The sequence below is a fragment of the Caulobacter sp. SRI_008 genome (assembly GCF_057586355.1).
On record NZ_JBYCZS010000005.1, the window covers coordinates 59130 to 75716 of the forward strand.

The window sequence follows — 16587 nt, forward strand, 5'->3', positions numbered from 1 at the left end:
GGCGTGCGGGGGTCCGCACGCGTCCTTGTGGCGTATCGAGGCGCGACCGCCGACAGGCAGCTGGAAGGTCGTTGCGTCTCAACGGTTTGAAATCGAGGTCGATCGGCGACGGTCGGGCTCCAGAGGAACGACACTACCCATGCGGGCTGCGCGTAGCGTGACGACTTTTGCGGCCAGCGCCGCGTCCATCCTCGCCCTGACCGTGGCGGCCATGCCGGCCCACGCGCGTCAGGCCGCGCCCACCATCGACGCCCCCGCGGCGGCCCAGCCGGAAGCTCAGGCTCGCGCCAATCCGCTGTCGGAAAGCGTCGCGGCCGTGGTCAATGACGACATCATCTCGTCCTACGACCTGATGCAGCGCATGCGCCTGCTGATGATCACCTCGGGCATGCAGCCGACCCAGGAGAACCTGCCCCAGCTGGAGCAGGAAGCCCTGCGCTCGCTGATCGACGAGCGCGTTCAGCTCCAGGAGCTGCGCCGCGTCGAGAAGGAACAGAAGATCACGATCATCTCGACCGACAAGGAAGTCGACGAGGAGATCGGCAGCATCGCCCAGGGCAACAAGATGACGGCCCAGCAACTGCTGGACCAGCTGGCCGCCCAGGGCGTCAGCGCCGACACCTGGCGCTCCCAGATCCGCGCCGAGTCGAGCTGGCAGAACTGGATCAGCGGCCGCTACGGCTCGCGCCTGCGCATCGGCGAAGACCAGATCAAGGCCTTCCAGCGCCGCCTGGCCGAGTCGGCCAGCAAGCCGCAGTACCAGGTCAGCGAAGTGTTCATCGACGCCACCCGCGTCGGCGGTCCGGACGTGGCCCTGAACGGCGCCCGCCAGCTGGTGACCCAAATCCAGCAGGGCGCGCCCTTCCCGGCCGTGGCCCGTCAGTTCTCGGCCGCGGCGACCGCGGCCAACGGCGGCGACGCCGGCTGGGTCAGCCCCGGCGAAATGCCGGCCGAGGTCGACGCGGCCCTGGAACAGCTGCGCCCCGGCCAGCTGTCGGCCCCGATTGCGGTCAAGGACGGCGTCTACATCGTCTATCTGCGCGACAAGCGCTCGGGCGCCAAGGCGACCCTGGTCGACCTGAAGCAGGTGGCCGTGGCCCTGGCCAAGGACGCTCCGGAAGCCGACGTGCAGTCGGCCACCGCCCTGCTGGCCGGCCTGAAGCCCAAGCTGACCAGCTGCCAGACCCTCGAGGCCGAAGCCGGCAAGGTGGACGGCGTCGTGGCCGGCGACCTGGGCGAAGCCGAGATCGGCGATCTGGCCCCGGCCTTCCAGGAGGCCGCCAACGCCCTCAACGTCGGCCAGATCTCGGATCCGATCCGCACCGACGCCGGCCTGCACCTGATCGCGGTGTGCGGCAAGCGCCAGTCGGGCGCCGCGGCCCCGTCGCATGACCAGATCGAGAATCGCCTGCGGGGCCAGCAACTTGCGCTGATCTCCAAACGTTACCTGCGAGACCTGCGCAACTCCGCCACCATCGAGACCCGGTGAAGACAGACACCCTGGCCCTGAGCGTCGGCGATCCCGCCGGCGTCGGGCCCGAGATCATCGCCAAGGCCTGGGCGGCCCTCCGGGAGACCGGACCCGTGTTCATGGCCGTCGGTGATCTCCAGAGTCTGGCCGCGGCCGGCGGCGGGGTGAAGGTTCGCCCCGTGACCGGTCCGGTCGAGGCCGCCAGGGTCTTCGCCGACGCCCTGCCGGTGCTGGACCTGCCGCTGCAGTCGCCGGTGATCGCCGGCCAGCCCTCCAGCGCCCACGCCGCCCAGATCATCCGCTGTATCGAGACCGGCGCGGGCCTGGCCCTGTCGGGCGCGGTGGCGGGCCTGGTCACGGCGCCGATCGCCAAGGCCCCGCTGTACGAGGCCGGCTTCAAGTTTCCCGGCCATACCGAGTTCCTCGCCGAACTGACCGCTCCGGCGCCCTACGAGGGCGCGCGCGGGCCGGTGATGATGCTGACCGCCGGCGACCTGCGCGCCACCCTGGTGACGATCCACCAGTCGGTGGGCTCGGTGCCGGCCGCGCTCAGCGTCGAACGCATCGTCGAGGCGGGCCTGGTCACCGCCCAGGCCCTGAAGACCGATTTCGGGATCGCCGCGCCGCGCCTGGCGGTGGCCGCGCTCAACCCGCACGCCGGCGAAGGCGGAGCCCTGGGCCGCGAGGAGATCGACGTGATCATCCCTGCGGTGGAAGCCCTGCGCGCCCGCGGCGTCGACGCCCGCGGCCCCTCGCCGGCCGACAGCCTGTTCCACCCCGACGCCCGACGGACCTATGACGGGGTGCTGTGCATGTACCACGACCAGGCCCTGATCCCGGTGAAGATGCTCGACTTCTGGGGCGGGGTGAACGTGACCCTGGGCCTGCCGATCGTGCGCACCTCGCCCGACCACGGCACCGGCTTCGACATCGCCGGCCGCGGGATCGCCCGCCCCGACAGCCTGATCGCCGCCATCCACCTGGCCGCCCAGATCGCCGCTCGACGTAGCGCCAGCTAGGCTTTCGCGGCGTTTCGATCTAGACGGGGACCATGACGTCCCCTTCCCTCGCCGACCTGCCGCCGCTGCGTGAAGCGCTGGAGCGCCACGGCCTGCTGGCCCGCAAGAGCTTCGGCCAGCACTTCCTGCTCGACCTCAACATCACCCGCAAGATCGCGCGCCTGGCCGAGGTGGGCGAAGGCGACACGGTGATCGAGGTGGGCCCTGGCCCCGGCGGCCTGACGCGGGCCCTGCTGGAGACCGGCGCGCGGGTGATCGCCGTCGAGAAGGACAGCCGCTTCCTGCCGCTGCTGGGCGAGCTGTCCGAAGCCGCCGAGGGCCGCCTGACCCTGGTCGAGGGCGACGCCCTGCGGGCCGACATGGCCGCCCTGGCCGGCGGTCCGGCGCACATGGTCTCCAACCTCCCCTACAATGTCGGCACCCAGCTGCTGATCGACTGGCTGACCGGGCCTTTCCGCCCCCTGTCGATGACCCTGATGTTCCAGAAGGAGGTCGCCGACCGCATCGCCGCCCAGGACGGCGACGACGCCTACGGACGCCTGGCGGTGATCTCGCAGACGGTCTGCACGGCCAAGGTGGTCATGGACCTGCCGGCCCGCGCCTTCACGCCGCCTCCCAAGGTCGCTTCGGCCGTGGTGCGGCTGGTTCCGCTCGCGCCCGCGCCGGACAAGGCGATGGTCTCGGCGCTGGAGCGGGTGACCGCCGCGGCCTTCGGCCAGCGCCGCAAGATGCTGCGCTCGAGCCTCAAGCCCCTGGGCGGCGGCGCCCTGTGCGAAGCGGCCGGGATCGATCCGGACGCCCGGGCCGAGACCATCCCCGTCGATGGGTTCCAGGACCTGGCGCGAGCCCTGATCGCCGCCGGCTGAAGCTGAAGCGCTTGCCAAGCGGCGCGAGCGGGGGAATCAATCTCTGCATGCAGGCCTCGCCCGAGCAGCAGCACCTGGTCCTGGTCGTCGACGACGACGAGCTGGTGACGGAATTCGTCCGGTTCCGCCTGGAGACCGAGGGCTTCGCCGTCGAGGTGGCGCACAACGCCGAGGACGCCCTGGCCGCGGCCGTGCGCCGCCCGCCGCACCTTCTGCTGCTCGATGTCGGCCTGCCGGAGATCAACGGCCTGACCCTGCTGCGCCGGCTGCGGGTGGAAAAGCGGCTCAAGGACGTGCCGGCGATCATGATCACCGCCTCGGCCGCGGGCGCCAACGTCAAGGCCGCCATGGAGGCCGGCGCCGTCGGCTATGTGCTCAAGCCGTTTTCAGCCGACGACCTGTTGCAAAGGGTGCGCGCGGCGACCAAGAACCAGTCTCGCGTCTGGTTATGACGCATCGCGTACGGAGCCCCGCATGACGACCCGTCCCCTGGCCCTGGTGATCGACGACGACACCCTGATGCTGGAGTTCGTGTCGAGCGCGCTGACCGACGGCGGGTTCGACGTGCGGACGGCCGAGGACGCCCAGAGCCTGCTGACCGACGTGCACGACCGCAAGCCGGCCATCGTCTTCCTGGACGTGCGGATGCCCGGCGAGACCGGGATCGAGGTGCTGCGCCGCCTGCGGGTCAGCGACTGGGGCCGCGAGGTGCCGGTGGTGATCATGACCGGCGAGCGGCGCCTGGACCGCGTGGTCGAGGCCATGAGCGCCGGCGCCACCACCTACATGATGAAGCCGTTCACGCCCGCCCAGATCGTCATGCGGGCCAAGGAACTGATCCAGCCGCGCGAGAGCGGCAGCTTTCACTACTGACCTGCCGGGTCCCGCTTTCCGGGAAGCCCTTGGTCCGCTGCTTAAACTCCCCCAACCGCTTAATCCCCGCGAAGGCGGGGACCCAAGCTGACGTTCAGGATGGGGCGCGGCCGTTGATCACCTGCAGACTTGGCTTGGATCCCCGCCTGCGCGGGGATGCTCGGAGAATGGGGCCAGGACCTCAGATATCTTCCGCCAGCAGGTCGCCGACCAGGTTGCCGATCCAGGGGTTGCGCGAGCGCTTCTGGCGTTCGGCGTGGTAGATGTGAGCGAGATCCGCGTAGGCCTTGTCGAAGTCGTCGTTGAGCACGACGTAGTCGAACTTCTCCCAGGCGGCGACCTCGTCCTTGGCGCGCGACAGGCGCCGGGCGATGACTTCCTCGCTGTCCTGGCTGCGGGCGTGCAGGCGGCGGCTCATTTCGGCCAGGGACGGCGGCAGGATGTAGACCAGCACGCTGTCGGGACCGGCCTGGGCGTGCACCTTCATGGCGCCCTGGAAGTCGATGTCGAACAGCACGCTCTCGCCCTCGTCGAGCGCGGCCAGGATCGGGGCCTTGGGGCTGCCGTAGTAGTTGCCGTAGACCTCGGCCCACTCGAAGAAGGCGTCCTGGGCGATCATCTCCTGGAACTTGTCCTTGGAGACGAAGTGGTAGTCGCGGCCGTCGTGCTCGCCGGGACGCGGCTCGCGGGTGGTGGCGCTGATCGACAGGTGCAGGTCGCCGTGGTCGGCCACCAGGCGGCGGGTCAGCGAGGTCTTGCCGACGCCCGAGGGGGCCACCACCATCAGGAGGAGGCCGCGGTGCTTGCCCCCGTGCTTCTGGGCCGGGTTATTCGACATTCTGAACCTGTTCGCGAAACTGTTCGATCGTGGCCTTGAGTTCCAGGCCATGGGCGGTCAGCGCGGTCAGCGCCGACTTGCTGCAGAGGGTGTTGGCCTCGCGCATGAATTCCTGGGACAGGAAATCCAGGCGACGGCCCGAGGCGCCGTCGCTGGACAGCAGGGTGCGGGCGGCGGCGACGTGGCCGGCCAGGCGGTCGAGCTCCTCGCGGACGTCGGCCTTGACCGCCAGGGCGGCGGCTTCCTGGACGATGCGGTCCTGAGGGGCGCTTTCGCCGAGCAGTTCGGTCATGCGGCGCTCGAAGCGCTGCTTGAGGATCGAGGGCTGGCCCTCGGCCTCGGCGGCGGCAAGGCCGGTGAGGGTTTCGATGCGGTCGACGAGGCCGGCCAGCACAGGGGCGAGCGAAGCGCCCTCCTCCTGGCGCGCGGTCTTCAGGCCGTCGAGCGCCTGGGCCAGGCTGGCGGCCATGGCGGCCTCCAGGGCGGTGCGGGCCTCGGCGTCCTCGTCGTCCTCGCGGACCTCGATGACGCCGCGCAGGGCCAGCATGCCGTCGAGCGTGGGCTTGGCGACCATGCCGGTGGCGACATAGGGGCCGCCAGCCTTCAGATAGCGCTCCAAGACCTCGACATTGACCTGCGGGGCGGCGGAAGCCTCGGCCTTGCGGGCCTGGACGTTGACCGTGAGCTGGCCGCGCTGGAAGCGGCCTTGCGCCCCGTCGCGGGCGGCGCGGTCGAGGCCTTCGAAGCCCGGCGGGCCACGAAAGCGGGTCTCGAGGTTGCGGCCGTTGACGCTGCGGGCCTCGACGGCCCAGCTCCAGTCGCCCAGAGCGCCCTCGACGCGCGCGAACCCGGTCATGCCCGACAGCGCCATGCGATCAGCCTCCCGCCAGCGGCGTCGTCGCAGCCTTGGCCTGACGCTCGATCTTGCGCCACTGGGCCACGTTACGCTCGTGCTCTTCGTAGGTCTTGGCGAAGACGTGGCCGCCGGTGCCGTCGGCGACGAAGTAGAGCTCGTCGGTCTTGGGCGGGTTCAGCACGGCCGCCAGGGCCGCGCGGCCCGGATTGGCGATCGGCGTCGGCGGCAGGCCCGGGATCTTGTAGGTGTTGTAGGGCGTGAAGGTATCCAGCTCCGACCGGCGCAGGCCCCGGCCCAGGGGCCGGCCGCGGGTGATGCCGTAGATCACGGTCGGGTCGGTATCGAGCCGCATGCCCAGGCGCAGGCGGTTGATGAACAGGGCCGCGACGCGCGGACGCTCGCTGGCCAGGCCCGTCTCCTTCTCGACGATCGAGGCCAGGGTGACGGCCTCGTCCTTGGTCTGGAACGGCAGGCCCGCCTCGCGCTCGGCCCAGAGGGCGTTCAGCACCTTGTCGCGGTCGTCCATCATGCGCTGGAGAACGGCGGCCCGCTCCTCGCCGCGCTCGACCTGATAGGTCTCGGGCAGGACGGCGCCTTCCGGCGGGGTCGGCACGTCGCCGACCAGCACGTCGGAGCGCTGCAGGATCTCGACGACCATGTCCGAGGTCATGCCCTCGGGGATGGTCACCTGGTGGCGCACCACCTTGCCGTCGCGGACCATGGCCAGCACGGTCGACAGCGAGGCGCCGGAGGGGAATTCGTACTCGCCGGCCTTCAGCTTGCGGGCCGCGCGGGTGATCTGGGCGGCGGTCAGGAACAGCGAGGACGAACGGATCGCTCCGCCGGCTTCCAGCGCGCCGGCGATCTCGGAGACGCTGGCGCCGCGGCGCAGGACCACCGAGGTGTATTCGCCGTTCTTGGCCTTGGGGCCGGGTCCGCCATAGACGAACACCGCCCCGCCGACGACGACCAGCGCCGCGACCGCGGCGACCACCAGGCCGCCGCCGGCCATGGCGGCCAGGCGACGTCCCAGGGACGCGGTCTCCCGCTTGCGGGCGCTCGACGCCCGCTTGGGCGCTTGAGCCTTCTTCTGCGGACGCGGCGGCTTGCTCACGAGACTTGGCTCACGAGATTTTACGGAACACGACGGAGGCGTTGGTGCCGCCGAAGCCGAAGCTGTTGGACACGGCCACGTCGATCTTCTTCGGCACGGCCTTGTTGGGCGCCAGGTTCATCGGCACGTCGACGTCGGGATTGTCGAGGTTGATGGTCGGCGGGCAGATCTGGTCGCGGATGGCCAGGATCGAGAAGATCGACTCGATGGCGCCGGCCGCGCCCAGAAGGTGGCCGGTCATCGACTTGGTCGAGGACATCACCACGTTCTTGGCGTGATCGCCCAGGAAGCGGGCGACGGCGCCGGCTTCCAGGCCGTCGGCCATGGTCGAGGTGCCGTGGGCGTTGATGTAGTCGATGTCCGAGGGCTGGAGGCCCGCGTCCTTGACCGCCGCCGCCAGGGCCCGACCGCCGCCTTCGCCGTCATCGGCCGGGGCGGTGATGTGGTAGGCGTCGCCCGACAGGCCGTAGCCGACCACTTCGGCGTAGATCTTGGCGCCGCGCGCCTTGGCGTGCTCGTACTCTTCGAGAACCACGACACCGGCGCCCTCGCCCATGACGAAGCCGTCACGGTCCTTGTCGTAGGGGCGCGAGGCCTTTTCCGGGGTCTCGTTGAAGGCGGTGGCCACGGCGCGGCAGGCGATGAAGCCGGCGATACCGAGCTTGCAGACGGCCGCTTCGGCGCCGCCGGCGATCATCACGTCGGCGTCGCCGTACTTGATCAGGCGCGCGGCGTCGCCGATGGCGTGGGCGCCGGTGGCGCAGGCCGTCACGACCGCGTGGTTGGGGCCCTTGAAGCCGTACTTGATCGAGACCTGGCCCGAGATCAGGTTGATCAGGGCCGAGGAGATGAAGAACGGGCTGACGCGGCGCGGGCCCTTGGCTTCCAGCTCCAGGGCGGTGTCGGCGATCGTCGACAGGCCGCCGATGCCCGAACCCAGGATGACGCCGGTGCGCCACTTCTGCTCGTCGGTCTCGGGAACCCAGCCCGAATCCTTCACGGCTTCGTCCGCCGCGGCGATGCCGTAGAGGATGAAGTCGTCGACGCGCTTCTGGTCGCGCGGGCTCATGGTCTTGTCGGGGTCGAACGAGCCCTCGACGTCCGGACCGCCGCCGCCGCGACCATCGACCCGCGGCACCTCGCAGGCGACCTGACAGGCATAGTCGGTCGGGTCGAAAGCTGTGATGCGGCCCGCGCCCGATTTACCGGCCACGATGTTCTTCCAGGACACTTCGACGCCCTGGCCCAGAGGAGTCAGCAGGCCCAGCCCGGTGACGACGACTCTACGCATGGATTGCTCCCAACCTTCCGACGCGCCGTTCTCGGACGATAAGGCGAACCCCTACCGGCCGGTTGCGGCGCGAATCTTGGCCACATACGAAAACCGCCGCGCGCACGATGGCAAGAGCCCGTGCTGCGCGGCGGCTGATAGTCCTGTTCGCCCGCGAGGGTACGAACCCGACGCCCTTAGGCGCCGGTCTTTTCCGTGATGAACTTCACGGCGTCGCCAACCGTCTGGATGTGCTCGGCGGCGTCGTCCGGAATTTCGATGTCGAATTCTTCTTCGAACGCCATCACCAGCTCAACGTTGTCGAGGCTGTCGGCGCCCAGGTCGTCGATGAAGCTAGCCTTCTCGGTGACCTTCTCGGGATCGGCATCCAGGTGTTCGATGACGATCTTACGCACGCGCTCGAGAATGTCGGACATTCTGTTAGTCCCTCGTTTTGAAATCTGTTTGTCCCGCGGCCGGTTTGAAAACTATTCACCGTCCGCGAGATGTCGGGTCACCGCCTATCACGTTCCTTTTCGGGTGACCAGCGGGTCAGCCGCGAAGAAGCGGGGCCATTTAAAGCCCAAGGCGGCGTTCGCCTAGATCATGGCCATGCCGCCGTTGACGTGCAAGGTCTGACCGGTGACGTAACCGCCCTGATCGCTGGCCAGGTAAACGCAGGCGGCGGCGATATCGCTCCCCTCGCCCAGCTTTCCGGCCGGAATGGTCGACAGGATGCCGGCCTTCTGGGCGTCGTTCAGGGCGTCGGTCATCGGGCTGGCGATGAAGCCGGGGGCGACGCAGTTGACGGTCACGCCGCGGCTGGCCAGTTCCTGGGCCAAGGCCTTGGAAAACCCGATCATTCCGGCCTTGGAGGCCGCGTAATTGGTCTGGCCGGGGTTGCCGGTGACGCCCACGACCGAGGTGATGCCGATGATGCGGCCGGCGCGGCGCTTCATCATGCCCTTGGCGGCGGCGCGGGCCAGGCGGAAGTAGCCTTCCAGGTTGACCTTGATGACGGTTTCCCAGTCCTCGTCCTTCATCCGCACGATCAAGCCGTCGCGGGTGATGCCGGCGTTGGCGATGACGATGTCGAGCGGGGCGCCGGCGGCTTCCTCGGCCTTGGCGACCAGGCCGTCGACCTGTTCGGCGTCCGACAGATTCGCCACGACGAACGAGGCGCGCTCGCCCAGCTCGGTCTTCAGCTCGGTCAGGGCCGATTCGCGGGTGCCCGAGAGCACGACGTGGGCGCCCTGGCCGTGCAGGGCCCGGGCGATGGCGCCGCCGATGCCGCCGGTCGCGCCGGTGACGAGGGCGGTCTTGCCGGTAAGGTCGAACATTTTTCGTTCTCCGTTTCGGAGGGATTGAGAGTGAAAACCCCGTCCTTCGACAAGCTCAGGATGAGGTTTTCAAACGGATCGCCGCGCCAGTTGTCCTCATCCTGAGCTTGTCGAAGGACGAGGACGTGGCAAGGCGGAAGATCAGAGCGACTTGCTCAAAGCGATTGGGCGAAGGCTTCCAGGTCGGCCGGGGTGTTCAGCGGCGTGGCCTCGGCGTCCGGGGCGATGCGCTTGGCCATGCCCGACAGCACCTTGCCGGCGCCGGCTTCGGCGAAGCGGGTGACTCCGCCCTCGCCGGCCAGCCAGGTCATGCTCTCGCGCCAGCGGACGCGGCCGGTGACCTGCTCGACCAGCAGCTTGCGGATGACGTCCGGGTCGTGGACCGGCGAGGCGGTGACGTTGGCCAGCAGCGGGGCCTTCGGCGCCAGGATGGTGGTGGCGGCCAGGGCGGCGGCCATCTCGTCGGCGGCCGGCTGCATCAGCGGGCAGTGGAACGGCGCCGAGACGTTCAGCGGAATGGCGCGGGCGCCCAGTTCCTTGGCCTTCTCGATGGCCCGGTCGACGGCGGCCTTGGCGCCGGAGATCACGACGTTGCCGTTGTTGTTGTCGTTGGCCACGACGCAGACGCCGATTTCCGAGCCGGCGGCGGCGGCGGCTTCGGCCAGGGCCAGATCGGTCTTGGGGCCGATCAGCGAGGCCATCGCGCCCTCGCCCACCGGCACGGCGCGCTGCATGGCCTGGCCGCGCAGCTTCAGCAGGCGGGCGGTATCCGACAGGCTGATGGCGCCGGCGGCGGCCAGGGCCGAGTATTCGCCAAGGCTGTGACCGGCCACGAAGGCGGCGCGCTCGATGCCGATCCCGAACTCCTTCTCCAGGGTGCGGGTCACGGCCAGGCTGACGGCCATCAGGGCCGGCTGGGCGTTCTCGGTCAGGGTGAGATCACCCTCGGGACCTTCGCGCATCAGCTGGGAGAGTTTCTGGCCCAGGGCGTCGTCGACTTCCTGGAACACTTCGCGGGCGGACGCGAAGGCCTCCGCCAGCTCGACGCCCATGCCGACCGATTGGCTGCCCTGCCCCGGGAAGATGAAGGCGATGCTCATGGCGGCCCGCTCCTCTGTAATTCAATGTCTTGGGGGCGGAGGGTTAGGGGAAACACAAGGCCTGGGCAAGCCGGACCGATGTTTTGCCTGTGCTTGCTTTCCGCAGGGGCGCGTCCACATTGCTCGCCGTTCCGTATCTGAACGCGCCACGCTTCCCCCGCCCTATCGGAGTCGCCAAGATGAAACGCCTCGCCCTCGCCGCCTCGCTGGCCGCCTTCAGCCTGCTGGCCGCCGCCCCCGCCCTGGCGGCGCTGAAGCCCGGCGACAAGGCCCCCGACTTCACCGCCCCGGCCGCCCTGGCCGGCAAGGACTTCGAATTCAAGCTGAGCAAGGCCCTGAAGAAGGGTCCGGTGGTGCTGTACTTCTTCCCGGCCGCCTACACCTCGGGCTGCACCGCCGAAGCGCACGAGTTCGCCGAGGCCACGCCCGAGTTCGAGAAGCTGGGCGCGACCGTCATCGGCGTCACCGGCGGCAATGTCGACCGGATCAAGGACTTCTCGAAGGAGCACTGCCGCGACAAGTTCGCGGTGGCGGCCGCCAACCCGGCCCTGATCAAGGACTACGACGTCAAGCTGCCGCTGAAGGACAACATGTCCAACCGCACCTCCTATGTCATCGCCCCCGATGGCAAGGTGCTGCTGGCCTACAGCGACTTCAACTTCCAGGGCCACGTGACCAAGACCATGGACGCGGTGAAGGCGTATAAGAAGAAGTAGGGGCGGCTTCCCGCCTTCCCTTCAATCGTCATCCCGGCCGTAGCGAAGCGAAGAGCCGGGACCCAGGGGCGGCGGAAATGCGCCAGCGAGCGCTTTGGGCGCTTGATCCGCCCGCCGCGCCCAGTCCCCTGGGTCCCGGATAGCCGCTGCGCGGCTTCCGGGATGACGAAGCTAGGGGTCCTAGAACTTCACCTTCACCCCAGCGCTCCACATCGCCGGTTCGTCGGCCAGGCGGTAGACGATCAGGCCGGGGATGAAGACCGCGCCCGAGACGTAGTCCTTGGCGTCGAGGACGTTGCGGCCCTGCACGAAAACCCGCCAAGCGGCCGAGGGCGATTCCCAGGCGACGCCGGCGTTGACGCGATCGACCGCGCCGATGCGGCCGGCCTGCGCATTGGTCGCCTCGGCGTAGCGCGGGCCGCGGTGGCTGTAGTCGGCCGAGACGATGATCGCCCCGCCCTTCAGCACCTCCGGCTCGATGCGCCAGGTTCCGCCGACCTGGGCCTGGACCTTGGAGACCAGCGGCAGGGTCTTGGCCCCGGCCTGGGCGGCGGCGGTGGAGGCGTCGAGCTTCTCGTACTCGGCGTCGGTCAGGGCCAGCGAGGCGAAGAGGTCAAGCCCCTTCACCGGCGTGGCGGCCGCCTCGAGCTCCAGGCCGGCGATCCGGGCCTCGGCGGCGTTCTGGGTCAGGATCGAGCCGTTGCTGATGACGTTCTGCTGCAGGTCCTTCAGCTGTTCGACGTAGGCGGCCAGGTTGAGGCGGGCGCGATGCTCGAAGGCCTCGATCTTGGCGCCGGCCTCGTAGGACCAGACGGTCTCGGGGTCATAGGCCTTGGTGAAGATCGAGGGCTCGGCGATCGACAGGGCCACGAACCCGCCGGCGCGGTAGCCCCGCGCGATCGTGCCGTAGACCATGACGTCGTCGGAGACGTCGTACTGAAGATTGAACTTCGGGGTCCAGACCTTCCACTCGCCCTCGTTGGATCGGCTGGTCAGGCTGGCCGGATAGGCGGCCAGGCCGTTCTGGATCGCGCCGGCGATGGTCTTTTCGTCCTTGGTCCAGCGCAGGCCGGCCGAGCCCTTCAGGCGGTCGGTGAAGCGCCATTCCAGCTGGCCGTAGGCGGCGACGCTTTCCGAGGTGGCGTGGATGGTCGTCGGCAGCAGCGGCACGGCGTAGGACCCGTAGATGCCCGCGCCGATGGTGTCGGACAGCACCTGGCTTCCGGTCTCCTTGAACCAGAACAGGCCGCCGATCCATTGCAGGCGGCCGTCGAAGGACTCGCCCAGGGCCTGGAACTCCTGGCTGGACTGCTCCTGCTCGGTCTGGCTGCCGCGCAGGAAGCCGGCGACGAGGCCGGCGCCGGCCACAAGGCCGCCCGAGAAGTCGAGCGTCCAGCGGTCGTCGAGGCGCTGATAGGCGGTGATCGACTTCAGCTGCACGGCGCCGAGGTCGTAGCCGAGGTGGAGGGCCAGGCTCTTCTGCTCGGTCTTGGTGTCGGTGTTGAGCGGCGAGCGGGTCGAGCCGAAGTCGCCGCCGGCCAGGGGCTTCAGCGTGACCGGGTCGAGCGGCGAGAAGTGCTGGCCGTCGGTGTCGGTGCGGGCGTAGGCGGCCGAGACCGTCGCGCTGAACGGGCCGGTGTCGACGAGGCCCAGCGCCAGGCGGACCCCGGCGTCGCGGCGGGCGCCGACCTTCTTGTTGAGGGCGGTGTTCTCCTGCCAGCCATCGCGTTCGGAGAACAGGGCCGAGACCGTGGCGCCGACATGGTCGGTGATCGCCCCGCCGGCGCTGGCCTTGTAGCGCTGCAGGCCGTAGTCGCCCCACGAGGCCTCCAGCGCGCCGCCGGCCGCGTCGCCGGGCTGGCGGGTCACGTATTTCAGCGCGCCGGTCATCGAGTTGCGGCCATAGAGCGTGCCCTGCGGCCCGCGCAGCACCTCCACCCGGGTGACGTCGGCCAGGTCGAGGTTCGCGACCGACAGGCGGGCCTGGTAGACGTCGTCGACATAGATGCCGACGGGCGGCTCGGAGGTGATCATGCCGCCGGTCTGGTCCAGCGCCCCGCGCAGGGCGACCTGGATGGTCGAGGGCGAAGCGCTGATCTGCGAGACGTAGAGGCTGGGCACGGCCGCGCCCAGGGTCTCGACCTTGGTGATCTGCAGCTGGTCCAGCGCCTTGGCCCCGAAAGCGCTGACGGCGACGGGCGCGTCCTGCAGCTTCTGCTCGCGCCGCTGGGCGGTGACGACCAGGTCCTCGACCGTGGTCGGGTTTTCCTGAGCCAAGGCCGGCGTGACCCCGGCCAGGATGGCGCCGATGGCGGCCGCGCCGCATAGAACCGATTTTCGCATTTCCGCTCCCCCTCTGGTGGAGCGGTCAGGAGGGAAAGACGCGAGCCTGCGCGCAAACCCGCCCTGCGCGGCGCCCGATGGTCGGACAGCGGCGCGGGTCGGCGGCGACGGATTGTCAGGAAAGCGGCGCGGCTGCGCCGGAGGCTACCAGTTGGCCTTGACCAGCTTGACCATGAAGCGGCCGTCCTGGACGCGTTCGTCCTCGGCGCGGACGCTGACCGAGAACTCGGCCGGGATGTCGAACGGACGGATCAGGCTGAAGTCGACGCCCTCGTCGCCCATGGTGCCGCCGCCGAAGCCGATGGCGACGACCTGGCGGCCGTCCAGCGTCAGGGCCGAGCGCAGGTTGGCGCGGGCCAGCGGGATGGCGGCCGGCACGATCATCGAGCGCGTGGCGTTCATGTCGACCGACAGGCTGACATAGTTCGACTTGGGCAGGTCGCCGAAACCGAACAGGCGCGACATCGACGAGCGGAAGCCGGCCTCGCGCTTGTTGAGCGAGGCGCCCAGGGCCATGGCGTGCGGGCTGGGGCCCTGCTCGGCCTTGGCCGTCAGGTTCAGGTTCACGTCGTAGGTGGGCTGCTCGATATTGCCCGCCACCTTGGCCGTGAAGTCGACGCGCTCGGCGTCGGTCGACAGGTCCATCGGCAGGGCGGCCGAATAGCCCGTGAAGCGGCCGTCGTTGGAAGACACCGACAGGTCGGGCTTCTTCAGCAGGGTCTGGGCGAAGGTCGGGGCGGCCGACATCATGAGCGCAAAAGCGCCGCCGACGATCAGGCTCTTGAGAATGCTGCCCCGCATGCCTCTTCCCTAGCCACCGAAGGTGTTAACGGCAAGCTGACTTCCGCAACGAAAGCCTGTTTCGAGGTCGAAATCGACACGAAGGTTTCGGAAGGACACAGACCCGCGCCGCCGCGCACGCATTTCGGGCGCCATAGTATAAGGCCTCCACGGGGCTTCCATTGGGCCTCCACCGGGCCTCCACCGGGCCTCCACCGGGCCTGGACCCGGTGGAGGTGCACCAGTTTCAAGTCGGGAGTTAGAAAACCGAAAGGAAGCCCACTTCCTCAACGTGTCTTCTCGGTGTGACATAGCAAGCACGTACACCGAGATCGGCGGTGGGGCGTGATTGGGGTGTCGGTGCTTGGGGTGTCGGTGCTTGGGGTGCTGCTGGCGCTAGGTGGGGCTGGTGGTCAGAAAAAACTTGATGGCTTCGGCCTCAACCTCATCCCCCTGGGGTCCGAAGTATCGGATTTCGTAAGCCCACGGCGTGTAATGGACCTGCCCGGTGATGTCGGAAAGATACTCCACGTACCCGGCGACAAGCGCCATGTGCCCGCGCTTATGGACCTCGTAGGCACGACCCAAGGGCGCCGTCTCGCCAGGGAAGATCGAGATGCCGATGGTCGGCATTCCTCCGTGTTCGATTTTGGCGTCGCGGTCCTCTCGGATCAGTCTATCGGCAACGCTAAGAGCGTAAGGCTCGTCATGGGTCACGCCTTCGCCGTTGATCGCCACGCCAGTAGCTGGGCTGTTTCCGACGTTGGAAAGCTCAAACTGGATGTTGGCATATCCGCTTTCGTGGTCCGCGATCAGAACCTTAACGGTCTTGATGGATATGTTTACCCACGGTCGCAGTTCAGCTTGAGACACACGTTCGGATTGCTTCAGAGCTTCACGAGTGGCTTGGAGCGTTTTGTTGTCCGCATCGGCACTATCGCGAGCAGCGAGCCACGCTCGCCGCGCATAAATGATCGTGGCGGCAAGTCCTGTAATGCCCGCTACATTCAGAACCGTTTGCCAGAGGCCTATGCGGACTGCGTCCTCAGCGGTCGTGATGCTCCGGGCGCTATTCACTCTACTTTCGCAGCGATCTGTGTGGCTATCGGTGCGGCAATTGCTGGCAGCATTGCGGGACACCTCTTGGCCGTTCATGATTTTGATCATGTCCGACGCCCCAAAGAGAAGGGACATCGCAACGACAAGGAAGGCGGCCATTCCTAGCAGTTTGCGGAGATCGCTCCTGTCCTTCGCTAATCGAGCCTCAAGCTCGTCACTTCCATCACGCTTAGGGTCGCCATTAGAAGTCATGCTGGAAATGCCCTCCAGTTAGTCGTGACCTGGCAGCAGCGACAGCGTGCCTTGGTTCGCCTCCGCCCAAGGCAACCACGTCAACGGGTCTGCCTGGACCATCGGTCGCCTCCTCGTTGCAGCTAAGCTTATTCAACTCGATTAGGCGAGACGCATCTGGGATGACGTTGCCGGTCTCATCGTCCACCACCCAGATTCCGGTACTCCCCCAGGCACATCGAGCAAACCGACGCGCTCCCCGGCTCCATCTCCTCCGCAGCGGCCTGGGCATCTTCGAGGCGATAAAACGGGGTCCAGGTTCCAGCGGCTGATCCACCGCCGCCCTTCTTTCCCACGCCATCACGGCAATTCGAGCACCCAGCGGTTCCCGTCTATAGAGCCGATGTAGCGCGCCGCGCCGTTCCCGAATTCACAGCCGATCGAAAGTTGCTGCGCGCCCCGGCTCAGGTGGATGATGTCGGTTCGGTGGTGCATGGCGACCTCCTTGGTTTCGCCTAGCCACACCGCGCGCCGAGTAGGCGCTTAATTCAACGGCCTATCTCAAACTGGTGCACCACCAACCCGATCCTCGCCTTGCCTCCTGGCCCTGTTTCCTGTAATAGCGCGCGCTCTCACGGAAGGCGGTCTTGCGCGAACCCTTCATTGGGCCGGGATTTTCCCGCTCGTCGCACAGGATCCATCGTGGCCGTC

At 68.3% G+C, this 16587-nt stretch carries 17 protein-coding genes; 6 read left to right on the forward strand and 11 right to left on the reverse strand.

What is annotated here, in order from left to right:
- Positions 1-157: 157 nt before the first annotated feature.
- The 5 genes from AC2YHT_RS06175 to AC2YHT_RS06195 are packed head-to-tail and all read left to right on the forward strand — an operon-like array spanning position 158 to position 4229.
- Positions 158-1489, forward strand: a complete 1332-nt coding sequence (locus AC2YHT_RS06175) for a peptidylprolyl isomerase (protein ID WP_487288705.1) — start codon at positions 158-160, stop codon at positions 1487-1489.
- Complete coding sequence (gene pdxA / locus AC2YHT_RS06180; RefSeq protein ID WP_487288706.1) at positions 1486-2490, forward strand: 4-hydroxythreonine-4-phosphate dehydrogenase PdxA; 1005 nt, start codon at positions 1486-1488, stop codon at positions 2488-2490. The genes AC2YHT_RS06175 and pdxA overlap by 4 nt, the downstream gene beginning before the upstream one ends.
- A 32-nt stretch (positions 2491-2522) precedes the next feature.
- Positions 2523-3356, forward strand: coding sequence for a 16S rRNA (adenine(1518)-N(6)/adenine(1519)-N(6))-dimethyltransferase RsmA (gene rsmA / locus AC2YHT_RS06185; RefSeq protein WP_487288707.1), 834 nt, complete (start codon positions 2523-2525; stop codon positions 3354-3356).
- Positions 3357-3403: 47 nt separating this feature from the next.
- On the forward strand, positions 3404-3808 hold the full coding sequence (locus tag AC2YHT_RS06190; RefSeq protein ID WP_110117838.1) for a response regulator transcription factor: 405 nt from the start codon (positions 3404-3406) through the stop codon (positions 3806-3808).
- Positions 3809-3830: 22 nt separating this feature from the next.
- Positions 3831-4229 carry a response regulator gene (locus tag AC2YHT_RS06195; RefSeq protein WP_487288708.1) on the forward strand — a complete coding sequence of 133 codons (399 nt, stop codon included), beginning with the start codon at positions 3831-3833 and terminating at the stop codon, positions 4227-4229.
- A gap of 181 nt (positions 4230-4410) precedes the next feature.
- Here AC2YHT_RS06195 and gmk read toward each other — a convergent pair whose 3' ends face one another.
- The 7 genes from gmk to fabD form a co-directional block, all read right to left on the reverse strand.
- Positions 4411-5067 (reverse strand): guanylate kinase, encoded by a 657-nt coding sequence (gmk, locus tag AC2YHT_RS06200; RefSeq protein WP_487288709.1) that lies wholly within the window; start codon positions 5065-5067, stop codon positions 4411-4413.
- Complete coding sequence (locus AC2YHT_RS06205) at positions 5057-5938, reverse strand: YicC/YloC family endoribonuclease (protein ID WP_487288710.1); 882 nt, start codon at positions 5936-5938, stop codon at positions 5057-5059. The genes gmk and AC2YHT_RS06205 overlap by 11 nt, the downstream gene beginning before the upstream one ends.
- Before the next feature lie 4 nt (positions 5939-5942).
- Positions 5943-7037, reverse strand: a complete 1095-nt coding sequence (mltG, locus tag AC2YHT_RS06210) for an endolytic transglycosylase MltG (RefSeq protein WP_487288711.1) — start codon at positions 7035-7037, stop codon at positions 5943-5945.
- A gap of 10 nt (positions 7038-7047) precedes the next feature.
- Complete coding sequence (fabF, locus tag AC2YHT_RS06215) at positions 7048-8328, reverse strand: beta-ketoacyl-ACP synthase II (RefSeq protein WP_487288712.1); 1281 nt, start codon at positions 8326-8328, stop codon at positions 7048-7050.
- A 176-nt stretch (positions 8329-8504) separates the two neighbouring features.
- Entirely contained in the window at positions 8505-8744 is a 240-nt protein-coding gene (locus AC2YHT_RS06220) for an acyl carrier protein (RefSeq protein ID WP_007672577.1), read from the reverse strand.
- Between the two features lie 162 nt (positions 8745-8906).
- Positions 8907-9647 (reverse strand): 3-oxoacyl-[acyl-carrier-protein] reductase, encoded by a 741-nt coding sequence (fabG, locus tag AC2YHT_RS06225; protein WP_487288714.1) that lies wholly within the window; start codon positions 9645-9647, stop codon positions 8907-8909.
- Positions 9648-9802: 155 nt separating this feature from the next.
- Entirely contained in the window at positions 9803-10747 is a 945-nt protein-coding gene (gene fabD, locus AC2YHT_RS06230) for an ACP S-malonyltransferase (RefSeq protein ID WP_487288715.1), read from the reverse strand.
- A gap of 179 nt (positions 10748-10926) precedes the next feature.
- Between fabD and AC2YHT_RS06235 the strand changes: the two genes are divergently transcribed.
- Positions 10927-11463, forward strand: coding sequence for a peroxiredoxin (locus AC2YHT_RS06235; RefSeq protein ID WP_487288716.1), 537 nt, complete (start codon positions 10927-10929; stop codon positions 11461-11463).
- A 180-nt stretch (positions 11464-11643) separates the two neighbouring features.
- Here AC2YHT_RS06235 and AC2YHT_RS06240 read toward each other — a convergent pair whose 3' ends face one another.
- The 4 genes from AC2YHT_RS06240 to AC2YHT_RS06255 all read right to left on the reverse strand — a co-directional run bounded on the left by AC2YHT_RS06240 (position 11644) and on the right by AC2YHT_RS06255 (position 16371).
- Positions 11644-13806, reverse strand: coding sequence for a TonB-dependent receptor (locus AC2YHT_RS06240; RefSeq protein ID WP_487288717.1), 2163 nt, complete (start codon positions 13804-13806; stop codon positions 11644-11646).
- Between the two features lie 144 nt (positions 13807-13950).
- Positions 13951-14607 (reverse strand): hypothetical protein, encoded by a 657-nt coding sequence (locus AC2YHT_RS06245; protein WP_487288718.1) that lies wholly within the window; start codon positions 14605-14607, stop codon positions 13951-13953.
- 375 nt (positions 14608-14982) lie between these two features.
- Positions 14983-15753, reverse strand: a complete 771-nt coding sequence (locus AC2YHT_RS06250; protein WP_487288719.1) for a hypothetical protein — start codon at positions 15751-15753, stop codon at positions 14983-14985.
- A 483-nt stretch (positions 15754-16236) separates the two neighbouring features.
- Positions 16237-16371 carry a hypothetical protein gene (locus AC2YHT_RS06255; RefSeq protein WP_487288720.1) on the reverse strand — a complete coding sequence of 45 codons (135 nt, stop codon included), beginning with the start codon at positions 16369-16371 and terminating at the stop codon, positions 16237-16239.
- Positions 16372-16587: the final 216 nt, after the last annotated feature.

Bases quoted from the DNA above. Each gene is read 5' to 3' on its own strand.
- rsmA (WP_487288707.1), top strand. From the start codon at position 2,523: ATGACGTCCCCTTCCCTCGCCGACCTGCCGCCGCTGCGTGAAGCGCTG.
- AC2YHT_RS06190 (WP_110117838.1), top strand. From the start codon at position 3,404: ATGCAGGCCTCGCCCGAGCAGCAGCACCTGGTCCTGGTCGTCGACGAC.
- AC2YHT_RS06195 (WP_487288708.1), top strand. From the start codon at position 3,831: ATGACGACCCGTCCCCTGGCCCTGGTGATCGACGACGACACCCTGATG.
- gmk (WP_487288709.1), bottom strand. From the start codon at position 5,067: ATGTCGAATAACCCGGCCCAGAAGCACGGGGGCAAGCACCGCGGCCTC.
- AC2YHT_RS06205 (WP_487288710.1), bottom strand. From the start codon at position 5,938: ATGGCGCTGTCGGGCATGACCGGGTTCGCGCGCGTCGAGGGCGCTCTG.
- fabF (WP_487288712.1), bottom strand. From the start codon at position 8,328: ATGCGTAGAGTCGTCGTCACCGGGCTGGGCCTGCTGACTCCTCTGGGC.
- AC2YHT_RS06220 (WP_007672577.1), bottom strand. From the start codon at position 8,744: ATGTCCGACATTCTCGAGCGCGTGCGTAAGATCGTCATCGAACACCTG.
- fabG (WP_487288714.1), bottom strand. From the start codon at position 9,647: ATGTTCGACCTTACCGGCAAGACCGCCCTCGTCACCGGCGCGACCGGC.
- fabD (WP_487288715.1), bottom strand. From the start codon at position 10,747: ATGAGCATCGCCTTCATCTTCCCGGGGCAGGGCAGCCAATCGGTCGGC.
- AC2YHT_RS06235 (WP_487288716.1), top strand. From the start codon at position 10,927: ATGAAACGCCTCGCCCTCGCCGCCTCGCTGGCCGCCTTCAGCCTGCTG.
- AC2YHT_RS06240 (WP_487288717.1), bottom strand. From the start codon at position 13,806: ATGCGAAAATCGGTTCTATGCGGCGCGGCCGCCATCGGCGCCATCCTG.
- AC2YHT_RS06245 (WP_487288718.1), bottom strand. From the start codon at position 14,607: ATGCGGGGCAGCATTCTCAAGAGCCTGATCGTCGGCGGCGCTTTTGCG.
- AC2YHT_RS06250 (WP_487288719.1), bottom strand. From the start codon at position 15,753: ATGATCAAAATCATGAACGGCCAAGAGGTGTCCCGCAATGCTGCCAGC.
- AC2YHT_RS06255 (WP_487288720.1), bottom strand. From the start codon at position 16,371: ATGCACCACCGAACCGACATCATCCACCTGAGCCGGGGCGCGCAGCAA.